Source organism: Brucella sp. TWI559 (assembly GCF_039674265.1).
Lineage (GTDB): Bacteria > Pseudomonadota > Alphaproteobacteria > Rhizobiales > Rhizobiaceae > Brucella > Brucella chromiisoli.
The window spans coordinates 134,001-150,712 of sequence record NZ_JBDJNE010000009.1; the positions used below are offsets into that span (position 1 = coordinate 134,001).

A 16,712-nucleotide genomic window follows, 5' to 3' on the forward strand; every position below is an offset into this window, starting at 1 on the left:
TCGAACAGGCTTGATGCGATATGAAGATCAGAACCGCACTTTTGGGAACTCTCATGGCATCCGCTTTGCTGGCGGGCTGTCAGGGTTCGTCCGTTTCCGATCTCAGCCTGCGGGCTGAAAAGCCGCTTCCGCAAAAGATCATTGCCAAGATGCAGGCGAAGGGCATGACCCGCACATCGCCGGTTATGGTGCGCATTTTCAAGGAAGAAGGCGTGCTTGAAGTCTGGAAGCAGAAAAACAACGGCAAGTACGACCAGATTGCATCTTACGAGATTTGCAAATGGTCCGGCAAGCTCGGTCCAAAGTTCATCGAAGGCGATCGTCAGGCGCCAGAAGGCTTCTACACCGTGCGCCCGGCTCAGATGAACCCGAATTCGCAATATCATCTCGCCTTCAATATTGGCTTCCCCAATGCCTATGACCGCGCCCATAACCGCACCGGTCAAAATCTGATGGTGCATGGCGCGTGCTCGTCATCGGGCTGCTATTCAATGACCGATGACAGCATCAGCGAAATTTACGCTTTCGGCCGCGACGCCTTCAAAGGCGGGCAGCGGGATTTCCAGATACAGGCCTTTCCGTTCCGTATGACTGCCGCCAATATGGCGCGTTACAAGAACGATCCGAATTACGGCTTCTGGAAAATGCTCAAGCAGGGCTACGATTCTTTCGAAGCGACGAAGGTGCCGCCGAAGGTTGACGTTTGCGAAAAACGGTATGTCTTCAACGTACCGACACCAAACGGCCAGCCGCTTTCGGCAACCGACGCCTGCCCGCCTTCAGCAACAGCTGAATCGATGGCTTATACCTCGTCTTATGAAAAGACGTTCCAGTCCGCTTTCAGTGCAGCGCAGAAAAAGCCGGCACCATCCATTCAGGGCATCACGGAAGCGAAGCTTGTTTCGGCATGGAGTGCGGCACGTGCACGTGGCGAAAAAGTAACGCGGGAACCGCCTTCGCTTTCACCAAGCTCGGCAGAAACCCCGAACGCACCGGATATTGCGCCGGCGGCAACGCCGATCTCGGCTGCGCCAACCACGGCTATTGCGGCAACGCCAGCAGTCGCCACCAACCCGGTTCAGGCGGCCAATGTGCCAGTGCCACAGCAAAACCCGGCCAATGTTTCGCCAATGACCACGGCAAGCACTGTTGCAGACACCGTTGCGGCTAAAGCGCCTGAAAAGAAAAAAGCCTGGTGGAAGCTCGGCGGAAACTAAAGCGCAATGCGTGAAGAGATAGCTGTCTATGACTTAAGGGGGCTTAAATGCCCTCTTCCTGTTTTAAAAACCCGCAATCGCCTGCAAAACATGGCCTCTGGTTCGCTTCTCTGGGTGGAAACAACCGACCCTTTGTCGGGCATTGATCTTCCGCATTTCTGCACGCAGGAAGGCCACGCTCTGATCAAACAAGAGCGTGACGAAAAATTTTACCGTTTTCTCATTCAGAGAAAATAATCAGCGCGTTGAAAAGCCCGGAATAACCAGTGGATTGTCCATCATTGCTGCCCGATCCGGGCGATCAATCCCCGCTTTGCCAAGAAATGCATCGAACAGTTCACGCACGTAACTCTCTGGCAAATCCTTGACGATCATCACCAAAAGCGTCTCATGCTCATCCTTCGGCCATTTTGGCAGACGAGCAGGCGGGTGGAAAATCTTCTGCACACCATGGATGACCAGCGGACGATCCGGGTCTTCGGCAATCTGCACAATGCCTTTTACGCGCAACAGCTTTTCGCCATGGGTTGAGCGCAGCAGATCAAGAAACATCTCGAATGTCGAAAACGGAATTGGGGCCTTGTGCCGCAGCGAAAAAGAACGGATCGCATCATCGTGGTGGTGATGATGATGGTGGTCATGATCGCAATCAGGGCCGCACACATGGTCATGGCCATGATGATGGTGCGAATGGTCATGATCGTGATGATCATCATCTTCATAGGCTTCTGCATTGAGCCAGTGCTGCACATCTGCCGTCTTGGTTTCAGGATTATAAAGGCCGCATTCAAAGAGTGCAGCATAACCGGTGCGCGCATCAGAGGCTTCCAGAATGTCCGCACCCGGATTAAGCAGCTTCAATCTTGCCCTGAGTGCTGCAAGCCCAGCCTTTGCTTCGGGCATATCCGCCTTGGTAATGATAATGCGATCGGCCATGGCAGCCTGCTTGACCGCTTCCTCATGATGATCAAGCGTCGCCATTCCATTGACGGCATCAACGGTTGCAAGCACACCGTCAAGGCGGAAAGCCTGCATCAAAACAGGATGCCCCATGATCGAATGCAGCACCGGAGCCGGATCGGCAAGGCCTGTTGTTTCGATGATCACGCGCTTCAATGCCTTGATACGACCTGTCTGAAGACGATCAATCAGATCGGCCAGCGTATCCACCAACTCGCCACGCACCGTGCAGCACAGGCAACCATCGGCAAGCTCGATCACCCCTTCACTGGCTTCTTCAACCAGCAGATGATCAATGCTCACTTCACCAAACTCGTTGATAATGACGGCCGTATCGGTCAGCGCCGGGTCTTTGAGCAGACGATTGAGCAACGTTGTCTTGCCCGAGCCAAGAAAGCCGGTCAGTACAGAAACAGGGATTGGATGCGACATGATACGATCTTAATTGATTGAGGCGGCGGCACGCTGTGGGCGTGGCATCGGTACAGGAACCTGCGAAATATCAAGCTGGCCTACGCGGGTAATCTTTGCAGGCGGCGCGGAAACAAGCCCAACCTGAACCGGAACAGGCTCACGGGTCATCGCATGGATATAAGGCGAATTGAGCTGCAAATGCCCCTCGACATCACGGCCATCCCAGCGATCAGCCATGGCCTGCTGGCTGCAGATCGTCTTACGCATATCCACCGCCTGATTGACGGCACTGCTGGCTGGCGGCACCATCGATCCTAAGGTCGGCACACCGGCACCATTGCTGCGAAACGCATCCGTCATAAGCTGTGCAGCCTGCACAGCACGGGTTTCCTGACGGTCGGCCCCAAGCACAACGGCCAAAATAGTGCGTCCCTGACGTGTTGCGGAACTGGCAAGATTAAAGCCCGATGCACAGACAAAACCGGTTTTCATCCCATCAGCACCATCGAAGCGGCCGAGCAGAATGTTGTAATTGGCCTGTGGCTTCTTGCCGTCACCCGCATCAATCGCTTCTGTATTGAAATAATGCGCATATTGCGGAAACTCACGGCGCAGTTGCACGCCGAGCACAGCAAGATCGTGTGCGGTCGAATAATTGTTCGGATCATGCAAGCCATTCGGATTGGCAAAATGCGACCCGGTCATGCCGATGCGCTGCGCTTCCGCATTCATGCGCTTGACGAAACCGGCTTCGCTTCCGCCCACGGCTTCCGCAACGGCCACGGCCACATCATTCGCCGACTTTACCAGCATGATCTTGAGCGCATTATCGAGCGTCAATACCGACCCCGGACGATAGCCCATCTTGCTCGGCGGCTCTTTCGAAGCATTGACGGTCATTTTAACAGGCGATTCAAGCGTCAGCTGACCCGACTGAAGCGCGCGAAACGTGACATAAGCCGTCATCATCTTGGTCAGCGAAGCCGGATACCAGCGCTGGAAAGGATCCTGCGCAGAATAAACCTTGCCGGTCGCCACATCGACAGCAATCGATGGATTGGCCAGAGCAGCCGACAAAGTCAGGGCGGATAAAACCGCTGCTGCACCCAGGATTTTCAACGACTTCGCGATCATTTGTAGTTCCAATCAGCAAGGGCCTTAAAAGCCTGCGAATATATCAGTCAAAAAGCAAGATTTGCACTGCTCTTATCTATGCCATGTGGCAACCAAAAGGCAAATAGCGCATGCGCGGAAAAGTGGGAACCGGTTTGCCGATAACGCATGCGTGAGGAATAATCCCTGAAGCGCCAGGCGCTTTAGGGATTGCCCGCTTTCACCGAAACGTCATATTCTCCCGACATCTGCTTATTGAGAATCTCAGGATATTTCCGAAATGCCAGTGCTTAATCGTGTCGTCGAAACTGAAAGCCAGATCGCCGCATGGCGCCGCCATCTGCATCAAAACCCGGAACTGCTTTATGATGTTCACGAAACGGCGCGTTTTGTGGAAGAAAAGCTGAAATCTTTCGGCTGCGATCTGGTTGAAACCGGCATTGGACGCAGCGGCGTCGTTGCGGTCATCAAGGGCCGCCATGGCGATGGTCCGGCCATTGGTCTGCGCGCCGACATGGATGCGCTGCCGATCACCGAGACCAGCGGCGTTGAATGGGCATCCAAAAATCCGGGCAAAGCGCATTCCTGTGGCCATGATGGTCACACATCCATGCTGCTGGGCGCTGCACAATATCTGGCTGAAACCCGCAATTTCCGCGGCTCTGCTGTTGTGCTGTTCCAACCAGCTGAAGAGGGTGGCGCTGGCGCGCTGGCCATGGTTGAAGATGGCGTGATGGATCGCTTCGGCATTTCGGAAGTCTATGGCGTGCACAATCTGCCGGGCCTTCCTGTTGGCCAGTTTTCGATGTGCAAAGGCCCAATCATGGCCGCAACAGACGAGTTCGACCTGTTCATCACCGGACGCGGCGGCCATGCAGCCCAGCCGCACCGCACGATTGATCCGATCCTTGCCGGGTCGCAACTGCACCTTGCCATTCAGGGCATTGTGGCGCGCAATATCGATCCGCTCGATTCTCTCGTGATCTCGGTCACGAAGTTTCATGCGGGCGAGGCCTATAACGTCATTCCAGAAACGGCCAAGCTTTCGGGCACCGTGCGAACCTTGAGCAAGGAAACCCGCGCCTATGCAGAGCGCCGCATTCGTGAGGCGGCAGCGGGCATTGCAGCGGTGACCGGTGCAGACATTACGGTTCGCTACAAAAACAACTATCCTGTCACCTATAACCACGCCGAGCAGACCGATTTTGCGGCGCGCGTGGCAAAAAATGTTGCAGGCGAAGGCAAAGTGAAAACCGATGTCGCGCCGATGATGGCCGCAGAGGATTTTTCCTACATGCTGGAAGCACGCCCCGGCGCTTATATCTTCCTTGGCAATGGTGACACGCCCGGCCTGCATCACCCTGCCTATGACTTCAACGACGCAGCCATTCCTTATGGCGTGAGCTATTTTGTGTCGGTGATTGAAACCGCGCTTGCCGCCTGACGTCGAGAGCATTTGATGTTTTGAGTGAATCGCTGAAAATGCTCTTTTTATTAAGAGAAAATGCGCCTCCCCCGCTTTTTGCGGGGTTGGCGAATGGCACGAAAAACAGTATGTGTCGAAAAATGCTTAGCTTAGAGCGCATCCCGAAACGGGCGAAGCGGTTTTCGGATTAAGATGCGCGTTGAATAGTTATTTTGAGCATTCAGATTGCTGGTCCCGTAGCTCAGTAGGATAGAGCGCAAGATTCCTAATCTTGAGGCCACTGGTTCGAATCCAGTCGGGATCACCACCGTTTCCTCATCCTTCATAGGGCCAATTGGCTTGTGAAAACACACCGCCATCAACCCATAAAGTTTGCCCGGTTACAAACTGCGCGGCATCGGATGCAAAAAACAGCGCTGGACCACAAATATCATCCGCAGTGCCCACCCGTCGCAGCGGCGTAATGCGGCTCCATGTGCCTGCATAATCCGGCTGCTCCTGTGCTGTGCGTTCGTTGAGAATAGCGCCGGGTGCCACGCAGTTCACCCGAATGCCGTGTGGGCCCAGTTCAACCGCGGAAACCTTGGTGAACTGCTCGATACCACCCTTGGAGGCCGTATAGGAAACCAGTTTCGGAAAAGCCAGTTTGTTGCAGCCAGAGCCGATATTAATGATCGATCCGCCCTTGCCCACATCGCTCATCCGCTTGGCTGCGGCCTTGGTGTTGAGAAAACAGCCCTTCATATTGGTGCGGATAACATCGTCCCAGCCCTCTTCGGAAAGCTCCAGCAAGGTGCTCCATACCTGAATACCGGCATTGTTGATCAGCACATCCGGCGCATCGCCATACCAGCTGCAAACCTCGTCAAAGAACTCTTCAACCTCCGCGCCAAGACCCACATCGCATTCAAGCCCAAGTGCCTGACCACCAGCCGCTTCAACCGCCTGCATCAATGTGTCTGCCGTATCAACATCACCCCGGTAGCTGAAAGCAACCGCATATCCCGCTCTGGCCAGAGCCAGCACGAGATGCCTTCCAATGCCGGTGCTTCCACCTGTGACGACTGCAAACCCACTCATAAAATTCCCTCCCAAAGAATATCGAAAAGGAATTTAATCAAAGTTCGGCAATGGTAAAGCTGAGAAATTGGAAATATCAATTTTCCCGAAAGAGGAGAGCAAGATGAACCCCGATATTGAAACTGCCAATGGCGCCTGCCACTGCGGAACGGTTCGCTTTCGTGTGAAGCTTTCCGATGGTCTTCACACGGCACGCCGCTGCACCTGCTCCTATTGCCGGATGCGCGGCGCTGTCGCCGTTTCTGCCGAACTCAATGGCGTTGAAATTCTGGAAGGCAAAGAGGCGCTGACGCTCTATACATTCAACACAGGAGCCGCGAAGCACTATTTCTGCTCGAAATGCGGGATCTACACCTTCCACCAGCGCCGTTCAAACCCACAGCAATATGGTGTCAACGTTGCCTGTCTCGAAGGCATTTCACCCTTCGACTTTGCCAGTATTCCGGTCAATGATGGCGTAAACCACCCATCTGACAATCCGAAGCGCAAAGGGTCTGGCATTGCTGGCTATCTGCATTTTGAGCCACTTGTGGATGAAGATTAAATCCTTGATCGCCGCTTCTGTTCATTTTTCTCCCATGAAAACACAAAAGGCGGCAGCGGGTCGAGACCGCGAATAATATCCGCACCCTTTTCGCCGACCATGATGGTCGGCGCATTGGTGTTGCACGACGGAACACGTGGCATGATCGAGCTGTCGCAAACCCGCAGACCTTCAAGACCGCGTACTTTGAGCTCCAGATCGACAACAGCCATCGCATCTGTCCCCATCCTGCAGGTGCCGACCGGATGATGATCGGTCTTGGCATTGGCACAGGCATAATCGAACAGATCATCATCACTGACGACCTTTGGCCCCGGTAGACGCTCGGCCATGACATAAGGTTTCAATGCATCCTGGCTCAGGATTTCGCGCGCGATCTTCAGGCCTTCCAGCGACATTTTGCGATCATGCGGATCGCTCCAGTAATTGGGGTCAATCAGGGGTGCTGCAGCCGGATCACTGGAAGCCAGCCGCACGGTGCCACGCGAGCGCGGATGCAGATAAGCGGAATTAAGCGTCACGCCTGCATTTTTGAGCTTCTCAACACCCGCCTCAATGCCCGAACCAAGCCCCAGATGAAACTGGATATCCGGTGAGCGGGCATCCGGGTCCGCATACCAGAAGCCGCCGGTTTCAAAGAGGCTCGATGCCACCGGGCCAGAGCGCAAAAATATATATTGCAGGCCCGCGCCCAGCGTCCGGTGCAATTTCACCACGCCATCATAGGTGTGATCGCCCGTACATTCGGCAATGACAAACAGATCAAGATGATCCTGCATGTTCTCACCCACACCCGGCAGATCATGTTTTACATTCACGCCCACTTTTTTAAGATGATCGGCAGGACCGATGCCTGATTGCAGCAGAAGTTTTGGTGAACCAATGGCACCGGAGGAGACAATCACCTCGCGGTTTGCGCGCAAAACCTCGCCGCTCATCAGCGTAACACCGGTGACTAGGGTGTTTTCCAGATTGACCGCGCGCACCGGCGCATTCATCCGCACGGTCAGATTTTTGCGATCCCTGATCGGTGTGAGATAAGCAAGGGATGCCGACGAGCGACGGCGATTGCGCTGGGTGAGCTGATAAAAACCGACGCCTGCCTGATCACGACCATTAAAATCCGTATTATACGGAATGCCGAGTTCTTGACCCGCGCGGATATAGGCGTCGCAAATCGGCAATGGCGCAGACGGCATCGAAACGCCAAGCGGCCCGCCATAGGAGTGAAAATCATCGTTGAAACGCTGATTGTCTTCGGCGCGTTTGAAATAGGGCAGCACATGACGATAGTCCCAGCCGGTACAGCCGTCTTCATTCGCCCAGAGATCATAGTCGACTGCATTCCCACGCGTATAAATCTGCGCATTGATGCTGGATCCGCCGCCGATGACTTTTGCCTGCGTATAGCGCAAAACACGATTTTTCAGATGTTTTTGTGGAACGGTCTCCCAGCCCCAACTGGCCACCCCCTTGGTCATCTTGGCAAAACCGGCAGGCATGTGAAACAGCGGATTCCAGTCGCTGCCACCGGCTTCCAGCAGCAGCACTTTTATCGCTGCCTCTTCACTCAATCGATTGGCGAGAACGCAACCGGCAGGACCGCCACCAACGATGATATAGTCATACTTCATGCGTTTCTCCTCCCGAGAAACTAAAGCTTCGCAATCGACAGGCCGCCATCGACATTGATCGCCGAGCCTGTCGCAAAAATGAAATCGCCACTGGCAAGTTGCGCAACAATCGCACCGACATCGCCTGCCTCGCCCCAGCGTTTCATCGGCACCAGACCGCCTTCGATCAGTCCGTCATAACGCTCGGCAACACCCGCTGTCATATCGGTGCGGATGATACCCGGGCGCACCTCGAACACGCCGATCCGCGCTTCAGCAAGACGCAGCGCAAGCCCCTGCACGAAAGCCGTCAGTCCCGCTTTGCTGATGCAGTAATCAAGCCGTTCAGGCGAAGTCATCACGGATGAAACCGAACTGATCGTCACGATGCTGCGCGAAAAACGCACATCAGTTGCCGCCAGCATGGCTTTCACCACAGCCTGCGTAAAAAACACCGTACCGCGCAGATTCACATCAATAATCATGTCAAAATTCTCAGGCTTCAGCCCGAGAAAATCGCCGCGCTCGACCGAGCCCATGCCAGCATTGTTGACGAGACAATCAATGCCACCCAGCGCCTTCACTACGGCTGAAACCGTCGCTTCATGCGTTTCGACACAAGCCAGATCGCTTTCAAAGAAAGCCACCCTTCCCCCAAGCCCGCGCAATTCATGGATGACCGCCTCGTCTCGCTCACGGTCGGTAATCGCCAGATCAAACCCTTTGGCGGCCAAGGCGCGCGCGATGCCAAGCCCGATCCCGCGCCGCCCGCCAGTCACCAGTGCCACAGGTCTTTGACGGTTCATGCCAGTACCTCCGCTCGAATGTGATCAGCAACGCGCAGAGCCTGCGCGGCAATGGTCAGCACAGGATTGACCGCCGCCGAAGTCGGCAGAAATGACGCATCGACCACGTAGAGATTGGGATGGTCATAAGCACGGCAATAATGATCAAGCGGCGCAGTTGCGGAATCATTGCCAATCCGCACCGTGCCGCATTGATGCGATGGTGTTCGCCTGTCGAACGCCCGCGACAGCACGATTGGAAACCCTGCCTGCTTGAGCGCAGATTTGAGCTTATCAACCAGCATCAGATGCGCCTTCCAGTTGGAACGCACCCAATGCAGAACGATGCGATCACCATCCACGCTCACGCGACTTTCCGGCGATGGCAGATCTTCGCTCATCGCGTAAAAATCAATCGTATGCCCGGCAATGCGGTTTAAAAGCCATTCCGGCACCTGGCGCATGTTGGATTTCAGGATCGCGCCCGAAACCCGCCCCAGCAATTGCACATTGCCAAGCGGCGGCCCACCTGCCCCATCGCTGAGATAGTAATCATTGAAACCAAAGGTCTTCTGGTAAACGCTGTCATTTTTATAGCGCGGATCAAACCCGATCACCGCACTGGCATTGTGGTTCATGAAATTGCGACCGACCTGATCAGACCTATTCGCCAGTCCCGAACGCAGCAAAAGTGCCGCCGACTGCACGGCTCCCGCTGAAAGAATGACCAGTTTGGGATGCAGGACCAGCGCCTCGCCATTCTTCACATAATGAACTTCTGTAATGGTTTTACCATCGGGCCCGGTTTCAAGCCGTGTTACCCGCGCGGATGTTTCAAGCCGGACATTCGGATGTTTAAGCGCTAGTGCTAACGGACAAGTTTCCGCATCCATTTTGCCGTCATTGCTGTTGGGATGCGCGTCCCACGGCGTTTTTGCCTTCGCCAGCCAGCGATCAATATCAACACCCAATGGCAAGGATGCCGGATGCAGCCCTGCTTTCTTCAGCCGCGCGCGCAGATCGGCAATCGGACGTTCATCCCGGATTGCCGGATAGGAATAGGGCTTTGAATGATAGGGTTCAGTGGGGTCATCACCCAATTCACCGCGCACCTGAAAAAGCTCTTCCGCCTTGCAATACCAGGGCTCAAGTTCATCATAGCCAAAAGGCCACGCCGGAGACACGCCTTCAAGATGCGCAAGCTCCTCAAAATCCTCGTGCCGATAGCGCACCAGCACTGCGCCATAGAATTTGGAATTGCCGCCGACATTGTAATAATTTCCGGGATTGAACGGTGTGCCATCCGTCTCATACCAGAACTCTTTCGGGCGAAAGAAACCACGCTGGAAAATAGCGCGTGGGTCGCGGTTTTCCGGTCTGTCCGGCAAATGCTCCCCTGCCTCAAGAATAAGGATGTCAGCACCTGATGCGCTCAGACCGGCGGCTATGCTAGCACCGCCGATACCCGATCCGATAATGACAATATCCGGCTGTCCTCCCAAAGCCGTCACTCCTATTTTCCTTGCGGCATCCACCAGCCCGTCCGCGCACCGATATGCATGTTGAGCGTCTTGGTTTCGCTATAGTCCTCCACCGCATGACGGCCCAGCTCACGACCCAGACCCGACTGACGATAACCGCCAAAAGGCAGTTCCGGCGTCCCATCCATGAAGGTGTTCATCCAGACTGTGCCAGCCCGCACCTTGCGGCCAATGTTCATGCAAGTATCGAAATCGCGGCTCCACACGCCAGCCGACAAGCCATAATCAACCGCATTGGCAATCGAAATTGCCTCATCCACCGTATCAAAAGACAGCACCGACAGAACCGGCCCGAATACTTCTTCACGCGCAACGGCCATGTCGGCTTTCACACCCGCAATGATGGTCGGTCCCATATATTGGCCAAGGCCGAGATCCAGCACATCCCCGCCATGGGCAATGGCAGCACCCGCCTTTTTAGCCTGTTCGACATAGGCGCCAACCTTGCTCAGATGCTGTGGCGTGATAATCGCGCCCACCTGCGTGTTGACATCCAACGGATCACCGACGATAACTTTCTTCGACAGATCAGCGACCCGCCCAACAATCTCATCGACAATTGAGCGATGCACGATCAGTCGCGAACCGGCATTACAGCACTCGCCTGCATTGAACCACGCGCCGAACACGGCCGCATCGATAAAGGCATCCATATCCGCATCCGGGAACAGGATTTGCGGGTTCTTGCCACCAAGCTCCAGCGATACTTTCTTGAGCGTCTGCGCCGCATTGGCCATGGTCAGCTTGCCCACCCCTGTGGAGCCGGTGAACGACACCATATCCACTTGCTCGTGCGTGCTCATATGCTGGCCGACATCAGCGCCCGTTCCGGTGATGATGTTGACGACACCGTCAGGGACGCCTGCTTCGGCCAGAATTTCGCCGAGTAACAATGTTGATCCGGAAGTCAGCTCCGAAGGTTTTACGACTGCCGTGCAGCCCGCGGCCAATGCAAATGGCAGCTTCTGGCCCACGATCAGGAACGGGAAATTCCACGGCGTAATGATCGACACAACACCAATCGCCTCGCGCAGCACGACACCCAACGTGCCATCACCCAAATTGTTGTAGCTTTCACCGTGCAGATCGCGCGCAATCGCTGCCGCATAGCGCCAGATGTCAACGGAGCCGGCAATTTCGCCGCGCACCTGAGAGATGGGTTTGCCCGCTTCAATCGCATCGAGATAGGCGAGTTCTTCCGCCCGTGTTTCAATCAGATCAGCGGCTTTCAGCAAGATCAGCGAACGCTGCGATGCCGTTTTAGACGACCAGCGCCCGTCATCGAAAGCCTTACGTGCAGCCGCTACCGCGCGTTCCACATCAGCCTTGTTGCCAGCCGGATAGCGGCTCACCGTGACGCCATGGCCGGGCGCGACACGTTCAAGTGTCTCGCCGCTTTGACTGCCAACCCATTTGCCATCAATCAGCATCAAGAATTCGCGAACTTCAAGCCCGTTCAGCGGCTGCGGTTTTACGACTACGCTCATCACCATTTTCCTTCAAAATTCGCTTCACGCTTTTCGGTAAACGAGCGCACGCCTTCTTTCAGATCGCCGGTCTTGGCGACAAGAATGGAGCCCAGCGCCTCGACCGCCGCGCCATTATCCTCGCCATTGGCGACCGACAGCATCAGTTTGGAAATTTCCAGCGCAGCCGGTCCGCGCTTGGCCATTCGCGTCGCATAGTCTTGCGCGGCTTTTAACGCCTCACCCGTCTCCACCACAGCATCGACCAACCCGTGCGACAGCGCTTCCTCGGCCGTGAACATTTCTCCACCCAGCACCATGCGGCGCACGATCTGCGCACCAAAACGGCGCACAAGACGCTGTGTGCCCGACCAACCAGGGATCATGCCAAGCGATGTTTCGGGCAGACCAATTTTTGCCTGTCGCTCGACAATGCGAATATCTGCAGCACCTGCCAGTTCCAGACCACCACCCAAAGCATGACCATTCATCGCTGCAATCAGCGGCACACGCAAAGTCGCAAGCCGCTCGAACACACGATGACCGTAGCGCACCCATGCATGACCGAATTCTTGCGGTTCCATGCCGCCCCAAGCCTTGATGTCCCCGCCTGCCGAAAAGGCCTTGCCTTCGCCAGTCAGGATCGCAACCCGCACGGAGCCATCGGCTTCCACCTGATCACAGGCCGCAGACAATTCCTGCAACAGCTCAATATCAAACGCATTAAACTTTTCGGGCCGCTTGATAAGCATGACTGCGATGTGGTTCTCGATTTTAATCTCAATCCGTTGAGCCATTTAAGCCTCCAGCTTTCGTGCAGGCTTGTGCGGCAATTCAAGCCCTATCGGCTCGTCACGAAACAGTGCCTCATCCATGCGTTTAAGCTGATCCGAAACAATCAGCGGAAACTCAGCCTGATCGAGAATATGCGTCTGCAAATCCACACCCGGCGCGATCTCGGTGAGCACAATGCCTTCTGGCGTGAGCTTTAAAACCGCGCGCTCGGTGACATAGGTAATGTCCTGCCCCTGCTCGACACTGCGCGCACCGGAGAAAGTAACATGCTCAACCTCTTTAACGAACTTTTTGAGCTTCCCTTCCTTCTCGATCACCAGCTTACCATCAGCGACCGACAATTTCGCCCCTGCATTGAACATGCCGGAGAAGACAATTTTCCTGGCCCTTGCAGTAATATCAACAAAACCGCCAGCACCAGCCGTCACATGCGGACGGAATGACAGCTTCGACACATTGACCGAGCCATCGCGTCCGATCTCAAGGAAGGATAGAAGCGAGGCATCAAACCCCGCGCCCTGAAAATAGGTGAACTGATAAGGTGACGGCATATAGGCATCCGCATTGGACGCACAGCCAAAAGCAAAGTCGAGAAGCGGCACGCCGCCAACTGCACCCTGCTCGATGACCCAGGTAACGGCACCATGCAGGCCCTCTTCCAACAAAATGCGCGGCACATTGGCGGAAATGCCGAAGCCAAGATTGACCGCACTTCCGGCCTGTAACTCCTGTGCGACACGCCGCGCAATCGCCTTCTGAATATTGAACTCGGCCAAGCGGAACGTATCGAGCGGACGGAAAATTTCGCCTGAAATTGCCGGATCATAAAGTGTCTGTGTTGTCTGCTTCTGGTCGGGATCAACCACGATATAATCCACCAGAATGCCCGGCACGCGCACATCATGCGGTTTCAGCGTGCCCTCCTTGGCGATACGCTTCACCTGCGCAATGACGATGCCGCCATTGTTACGCGCAGCCAGCGCCTGATCCAGCCCACCAAGATATGCGCCCTCATGTTCATAGGTGAGATTGCCGCGTTCATCCGCAGTGGTGGCACGGATGATCGTCACATGCGGCACGATATTGGGAAAATAGAGCCAGTCCTCACCTTCAAAACTGACCTGCTTGACCACCGGCTCCTCACGCGCCTTGTCGTTCATGGCCGACCCCTGACGTTTGGGATCAACGAAAGTATCAAGTCCCACTTTGGTCAGCACGCCGGGGCGCTTGGCAGCTGCCTCACGATGCATATCGAACAGAATGCCCGACGGAATATTATAGGCGGGAATCTCGTTATTGGTGATCATCTGCCAGATCAGTGGCGGCTCAGCGCTGGACGGCCCAGACGGATAAGAACCGCCGATGATCTTTTTCAAAAGCCCCTTTTTGGCGATGTAATCAACGCCCTTGATGCCGCTCATATCGCCCGCAGCGATCGGGTGCAGTGTGGTGATATTTTGCGGATGGCCGGTTTCATCAAACCGCTCGCCAATCGCTTTCAGCATCATATCCGGACAGCCAAGGCCACTGGATGAAGAAACAGAAACGACAGCACTGTCGGGAATAAGCGACGCTGCTTCCGCAAATGAAATATGTTTGCTCATAATGTTCAAAGTCCTGAATGAACAGCGGTTGCCTTGCCGGTCTTTGCAGCCTCAAGCACGGCGAGCCCGGTCGCCAGCGACCAAATGCCATCCTCCAGAGTTGCGGAAGGCTGGCCTTTACCTGCGATGGCATTATGGAAAGCCTGCAAGGCGGTTTCGTAGAGATTCTTCTGGTCGAGCGGCAATTCGTGCTCGCCATTCTGATCACGCAGAATGACGGTCCCCACAGGCTTCTGCGTCATGACATTGCGTGCAATGAGCGAGCCTTCACGCCCATGCACTTCAAAGCCGGTTTCCGCATATTTGGTGGTGAAAGCATCATGGAACTGAGCAATCGCGCCAGATGGAAAACGCAAAACGCCCATCACGCCATCTTCCAGCCCTTCGCCGCTTAAACCGCCCTGCTGGCTGAAAGCCACGACCTCAACCGGGTCTTCACCCAGCACAAAGCGCAATGTATCGGCATCATGCACGGTAATATCGAGGATCACACCGCCACCCGCATCGGGCCGTTCAATGCGCCAGCCCTGCAAATGCGGCGGCAGATAAACCGCGTGAAAAACCCGCGCGGCAAGCACCTTGCCGATCTTGCCCTTGGCAATTGCATCACGCATGGCGCGGTGGCTAGCGGCATTGCGCAAGTGATGATTGGTGGCTGCCACCACACCAGCCTCACGCACGGCGTCTAGCATCTGATGCGCGTCGACAATCGTCAGCGCCAGCGGCTTTTCACAGAGGATATGCTTACCCGCTTGTGCTGCTGCAATCGCCTGATCGCGGTGCAGTTCATTGGTGGTGGAGATATAGACAGCGTCAATTTCAGGATCATTCAACAGCGCATCAAGGCTTGTCACAGAGCGGGCAATCCCATTCTCACGGGCATAGGCCTCGCCACGTGCAGCATTGGTGCTGTAAACGGAAACAACTTCGCCACCGGTCGCGCGAATGGCACTGATGACCCATTCTTTTGCAATGGTGCTTGCGCCTATAAGGCCCCACTTTGCCATGCGAATTTCTCCTCCTTTTTAGACTGCGTACCGCAGCTTGCACGCACCGCAAGACGCACCGACAAGCGCTGCGCCTCCGCCTCCACCCGTTCTGAATTGATCTGTTTCAGCAAAAGCTGCGCCGCACGTTCTCCCAGACCTTGCGGATCAACAGCCACAGTTGTCAGTGCCGGAACAGCGGTCTTTGCTTCGATCACATCGTCAAAACCAACCACCCCGAAATCGCGGCCCGGTTCCAGATTTGCGGCACGCAAACCATCGCAAACGCCAAAAGCTACAGCATCATTGAAACACACTGCTGCCGTCGGTTTCGTGCTCTGCCGCAACATGCGCTCAACTGCTTCCACACCGCCAGCCCGCGAGGGTGCTGAGGTAAAGACCAGCGCATCATCAAACACCAAGCCCGCCTGCTCAAGTCCCGCACGATAGCCCGCAACTCTTTCGCTAAAAACAGCCGTGTCCGCATAGCCGCCCATGAAAGCAATGATGCGATGGCCCAGTGAGAAAAGATGCTCGACCGCCTTTGCCACGCCACCGCGATTATCCGAAACAATCGACGACACACCCGATCCCGGCACATCGCGCACCATCTGCACAACCGGAAGGCCGCTTTTTGCCAATGGTTTCAGATCACCAGCCTCGGTGCCGCGGGCAGGCGAAACGATCAGCCCCGCAATGCCATGCTCGCGCATCGAGGCAATCACCTCGCGCTGGCGATCAATGCTTTCCGCCGTATTGGCGAGAAACTGCACATAGCCTGCCGACTGCATGACACGATCAACACCCACCGCAAGCTCGGCAAAAAAGCTGTTGGTCAGATCATTGACCACAAGCCCGATGATCTTCGATTTCGACTGCCGGAGATTGGCCGCCGAGCGGTTATAAACATAGCCGAGCTTGTCGATTGCTTCCTGAACTTTTGCGCGGGTCTCAGCACGCACCAGCGGACTGTCACGCAGAACAAGCGACACGGTTGACTTCGACACGCCAGCCTCGCGTGCAATATCAATGACCGTAATGCTGCTCTTGCCCATGCCAAACTCCTGTTCCCATCATTTAATTGGAACGTTCCAAATTTGTCAATGATTTTAAACCGCGCCTGATTGAGCGCGAAACAAAGCTGAAAATGCTGCGGAAAAATCAAAAA

15 protein-coding genes and 1 tRNA gene are annotated in these 16,712 nt (G+C 55.2%); 5 read left to right on the forward strand and 11 right to left on the reverse strand.

From position 1 onward, the window contains the following. The first annotated feature begins 20 nt into the window (after positions 1-20). Both ABE530_RS13120 and ABE530_RS13125 read left to right on the forward strand, forming a co-directional pair. Entirely contained in the window at positions 21-1,217 is a 1,197-nt protein-coding gene (locus ABE530_RS13120) for a hypothetical protein (protein ID WP_499694776.1), read from the forward strand. 6 nt (positions 1,218-1,223) lie between these two features. Further along, the gene (locus ABE530_RS13125) at positions 1,224-1,454 is read left to right on the forward strand and encodes a sulfurtransferase TusA family protein (protein ID WP_499694777.1); all 231 of its coding nucleotides are present in this window, start codon (positions 1,224-1,226) and stop codon (positions 1,452-1,454) included. Here ABE530_RS13125 and ABE530_RS13130 read toward each other — a convergent pair whose 3' ends face one another. Then, the gene (locus ABE530_RS13130; protein WP_499694778.1) at positions 1,455-2,609 is read right to left on the reverse strand and encodes a CobW family GTP-binding protein; all 1,155 of its coding nucleotides are present in this window, start codon (positions 2,607-2,609) and stop codon (positions 1,455-1,457) included. Between the two features lie 9 nt (positions 2,610-2,618). After that, positions 2,619-3,725 (reverse strand): D-alanyl-D-alanine carboxypeptidase family protein, encoded by a 1,107-nt coding sequence (locus ABE530_RS13135; protein ID WP_265982407.1) that lies wholly within the window; start codon positions 3,723-3,725, stop codon positions 2,619-2,621. Between the two features lie 259 nt (positions 3,726-3,984). Between ABE530_RS13135 and ABE530_RS13140 the strand changes: the two genes are divergently transcribed. After that, complete coding sequence (locus ABE530_RS13140; protein ID WP_499694779.1) at positions 3,985-5,148, forward strand: M20 aminoacylase family protein; 1,164 nt, start codon at positions 3,985-3,987, stop codon at positions 5,146-5,148. Between the two features lie 212 nt (positions 5,149-5,360). Continuing rightward, positions 5,361-5,437, forward strand: a tRNA-Arg gene (locus ABE530_RS13145). Between the two features lie 8 nt (positions 5,438-5,445). Here the strand turns inward: ABE530_RS13145 and ABE530_RS13150 are convergent. After that, on the reverse strand, positions 5,446-6,210 hold the full coding sequence (locus ABE530_RS13150; RefSeq protein WP_499694780.1) for an SDR family NAD(P)-dependent oxidoreductase: 765 nt from the start codon (positions 6,208-6,210) through the stop codon (positions 5,446-5,448). 103 nt (positions 6,211-6,313) lie between these two features. Between ABE530_RS13150 and ABE530_RS13155 the strand changes: the two genes are divergently transcribed. Further along, positions 6,314-6,754, forward strand: a complete 441-nt coding sequence (locus ABE530_RS13155) for a GFA family protein (RefSeq protein ID WP_499694781.1) — start codon at positions 6,314-6,316, stop codon at positions 6,752-6,754. Here ABE530_RS13155 and ABE530_RS13160 read toward each other — a convergent pair. From ABE530_RS13160 to ABE530_RS13195, 8 genes are read right to left on the reverse strand one after another with little or no spacing between them, the layout of a single operon-like run. Further along, positions 6,751-8,388, reverse strand: a complete 1,638-nt coding sequence (locus ABE530_RS13160) for a GMC family oxidoreductase (RefSeq protein WP_499694782.1) — start codon at positions 8,386-8,388, stop codon at positions 6,751-6,753. The two genes, ABE530_RS13155 and ABE530_RS13160, sit on opposite strands and share 4 nt — an antisense overlap. Positions 8,389-8,408: 20 nt before the next feature. Next, a complete protein-coding gene (locus tag ABE530_RS13165; RefSeq protein ID WP_499694783.1) occupies positions 8,409-9,173 on the reverse strand; it encodes a 3-ketoacyl-ACP reductase in 765 nt (254 codons plus the stop codon). Further along, positions 9,170-10,654, reverse strand: coding sequence for a GMC oxidoreductase (locus ABE530_RS13170; protein ID WP_499694806.1), 1,485 nt, complete (start codon positions 10,652-10,654; stop codon positions 9,170-9,172). The genes ABE530_RS13165 and ABE530_RS13170 overlap by 4 nt, the downstream gene beginning before the upstream one ends. 11 nt (positions 10,655-10,665) lie before the next feature. After that, complete coding sequence (locus ABE530_RS13175) at positions 10,666-12,186, reverse strand: aldehyde dehydrogenase family protein (RefSeq protein ID WP_499694784.1); 1,521 nt, start codon at positions 12,184-12,186, stop codon at positions 10,666-10,668. Then, positions 12,180-12,956, reverse strand: a complete 777-nt coding sequence (locus ABE530_RS13180; protein WP_499694785.1) for an enoyl-CoA hydratase/isomerase family protein — start codon at positions 12,954-12,956, stop codon at positions 12,180-12,182. The genes ABE530_RS13175 and ABE530_RS13180 overlap by 7 nt, the downstream gene beginning before the upstream one ends. Next, a complete protein-coding gene (locus ABE530_RS13185) occupies positions 12,957-14,558 on the reverse strand; it encodes an acyl CoA:acetate/3-ketoacid CoA transferase (RefSeq protein WP_499694786.1) in 1,602 nt (533 codons plus the stop codon). Between the two features lie 5 nt (positions 14,559-14,563). Then, positions 14,564-15,565: a Gfo/Idh/MocA family protein gene (locus ABE530_RS13190; RefSeq protein WP_499694787.1), complete on the reverse strand. Its 1,002-nt coding sequence runs from the start codon at positions 15,563-15,565 to the stop codon at positions 14,564-14,566. After that, the gene (locus ABE530_RS13195) at positions 15,544-16,599 is read right to left on the reverse strand and encodes a LacI family DNA-binding transcriptional regulator (RefSeq protein ID WP_499694788.1); all 1,056 of its coding nucleotides are present in this window, start codon (positions 16,597-16,599) and stop codon (positions 15,544-15,546) included. The genes ABE530_RS13190 and ABE530_RS13195 overlap by 22 nt, the downstream gene beginning before the upstream one ends. Between the last annotated feature and the right edge of the window lie 113 nt (positions 16,600-16,712).

Bases quoted from the DNA above. Each gene is read 5' to 3' on its own strand.
- ABE530_RS13165 (WP_499694783.1), bottom strand. From the start codon at position 9,173: ATGAACCGTCAAAGACCTGTGGCACTGGTGACTGGCGGGCGGCGCGGG.
- ABE530_RS13195 (WP_499694788.1), bottom strand. From the start codon at position 16,599: ATGGGCAAGAGCAGCATTACGGTCATTGATATTGCACGCGAGGCTGGC.
- ABE530_RS13180 (WP_499694785.1), bottom strand. From the start codon at position 12,956: ATGGCTCAACGGATTGAGATTAAAATCGAGAACCACATCGCAGTCATG.
- ABE530_RS13160 (WP_499694782.1), bottom strand. From the start codon at position 8,388: ATGAAGTATGACTATATCATCGTTGGTGGCGGTCCTGCCGGTTGCGTT.
- ABE530_RS13130 (WP_499694778.1), bottom strand. From the start codon at position 2,609: ATGTCGCATCCAATCCCTGTTTCTGTACTGACCGGCTTTCTTGGCTCG.
- ABE530_RS13155 (WP_499694781.1), top strand. From the start codon at position 6,314: ATGAACCCCGATATTGAAACTGCCAATGGCGCCTGCCACTGCGGAACG.
- ABE530_RS13150 (WP_499694780.1), bottom strand. From the start codon at position 6,210: ATGAGTGGGTTTGCAGTCGTCACAGGTGGAAGCACCGGCATTGGAAGG.
- ABE530_RS13185 (WP_499694786.1), bottom strand. From the start codon at position 14,558: ATGAGCAAACATATTTCATTTGCGGAAGCAGCGTCGCTTATTCCCGAC.
- ABE530_RS13125 (WP_499694777.1), top strand. From the start codon at position 1,224: ATGCGTGAAGAGATAGCTGTCTATGACTTAAGGGGGCTTAAATGCCCT.
- ABE530_RS13140 (WP_499694779.1), top strand. From the start codon at position 3,985: ATGCCAGTGCTTAATCGTGTCGTCGAAACTGAAAGCCAGATCGCCGCA.
- ABE530_RS13135 (WP_265982407.1), bottom strand. From the start codon at position 3,725: ATGATCGCGAAGTCGTTGAAAATCCTGGGTGCAGCAGCGGTTTTATCC.
- ABE530_RS13175 (WP_499694784.1), bottom strand. From the start codon at position 12,186: ATGGTGATGAGCGTAGTCGTAAAACCGCAGCCGCTGAACGGGCTTGAA.
- ABE530_RS13190 (WP_499694787.1), bottom strand. From the start codon at position 15,565: ATGGCAAAGTGGGGCCTTATAGGCGCAAGCACCATTGCAAAAGAATGG.
- ABE530_RS13120 (WP_499694776.1), top strand. From the start codon at position 21: ATGAAGATCAGAACCGCACTTTTGGGAACTCTCATGGCATCCGCTTTG.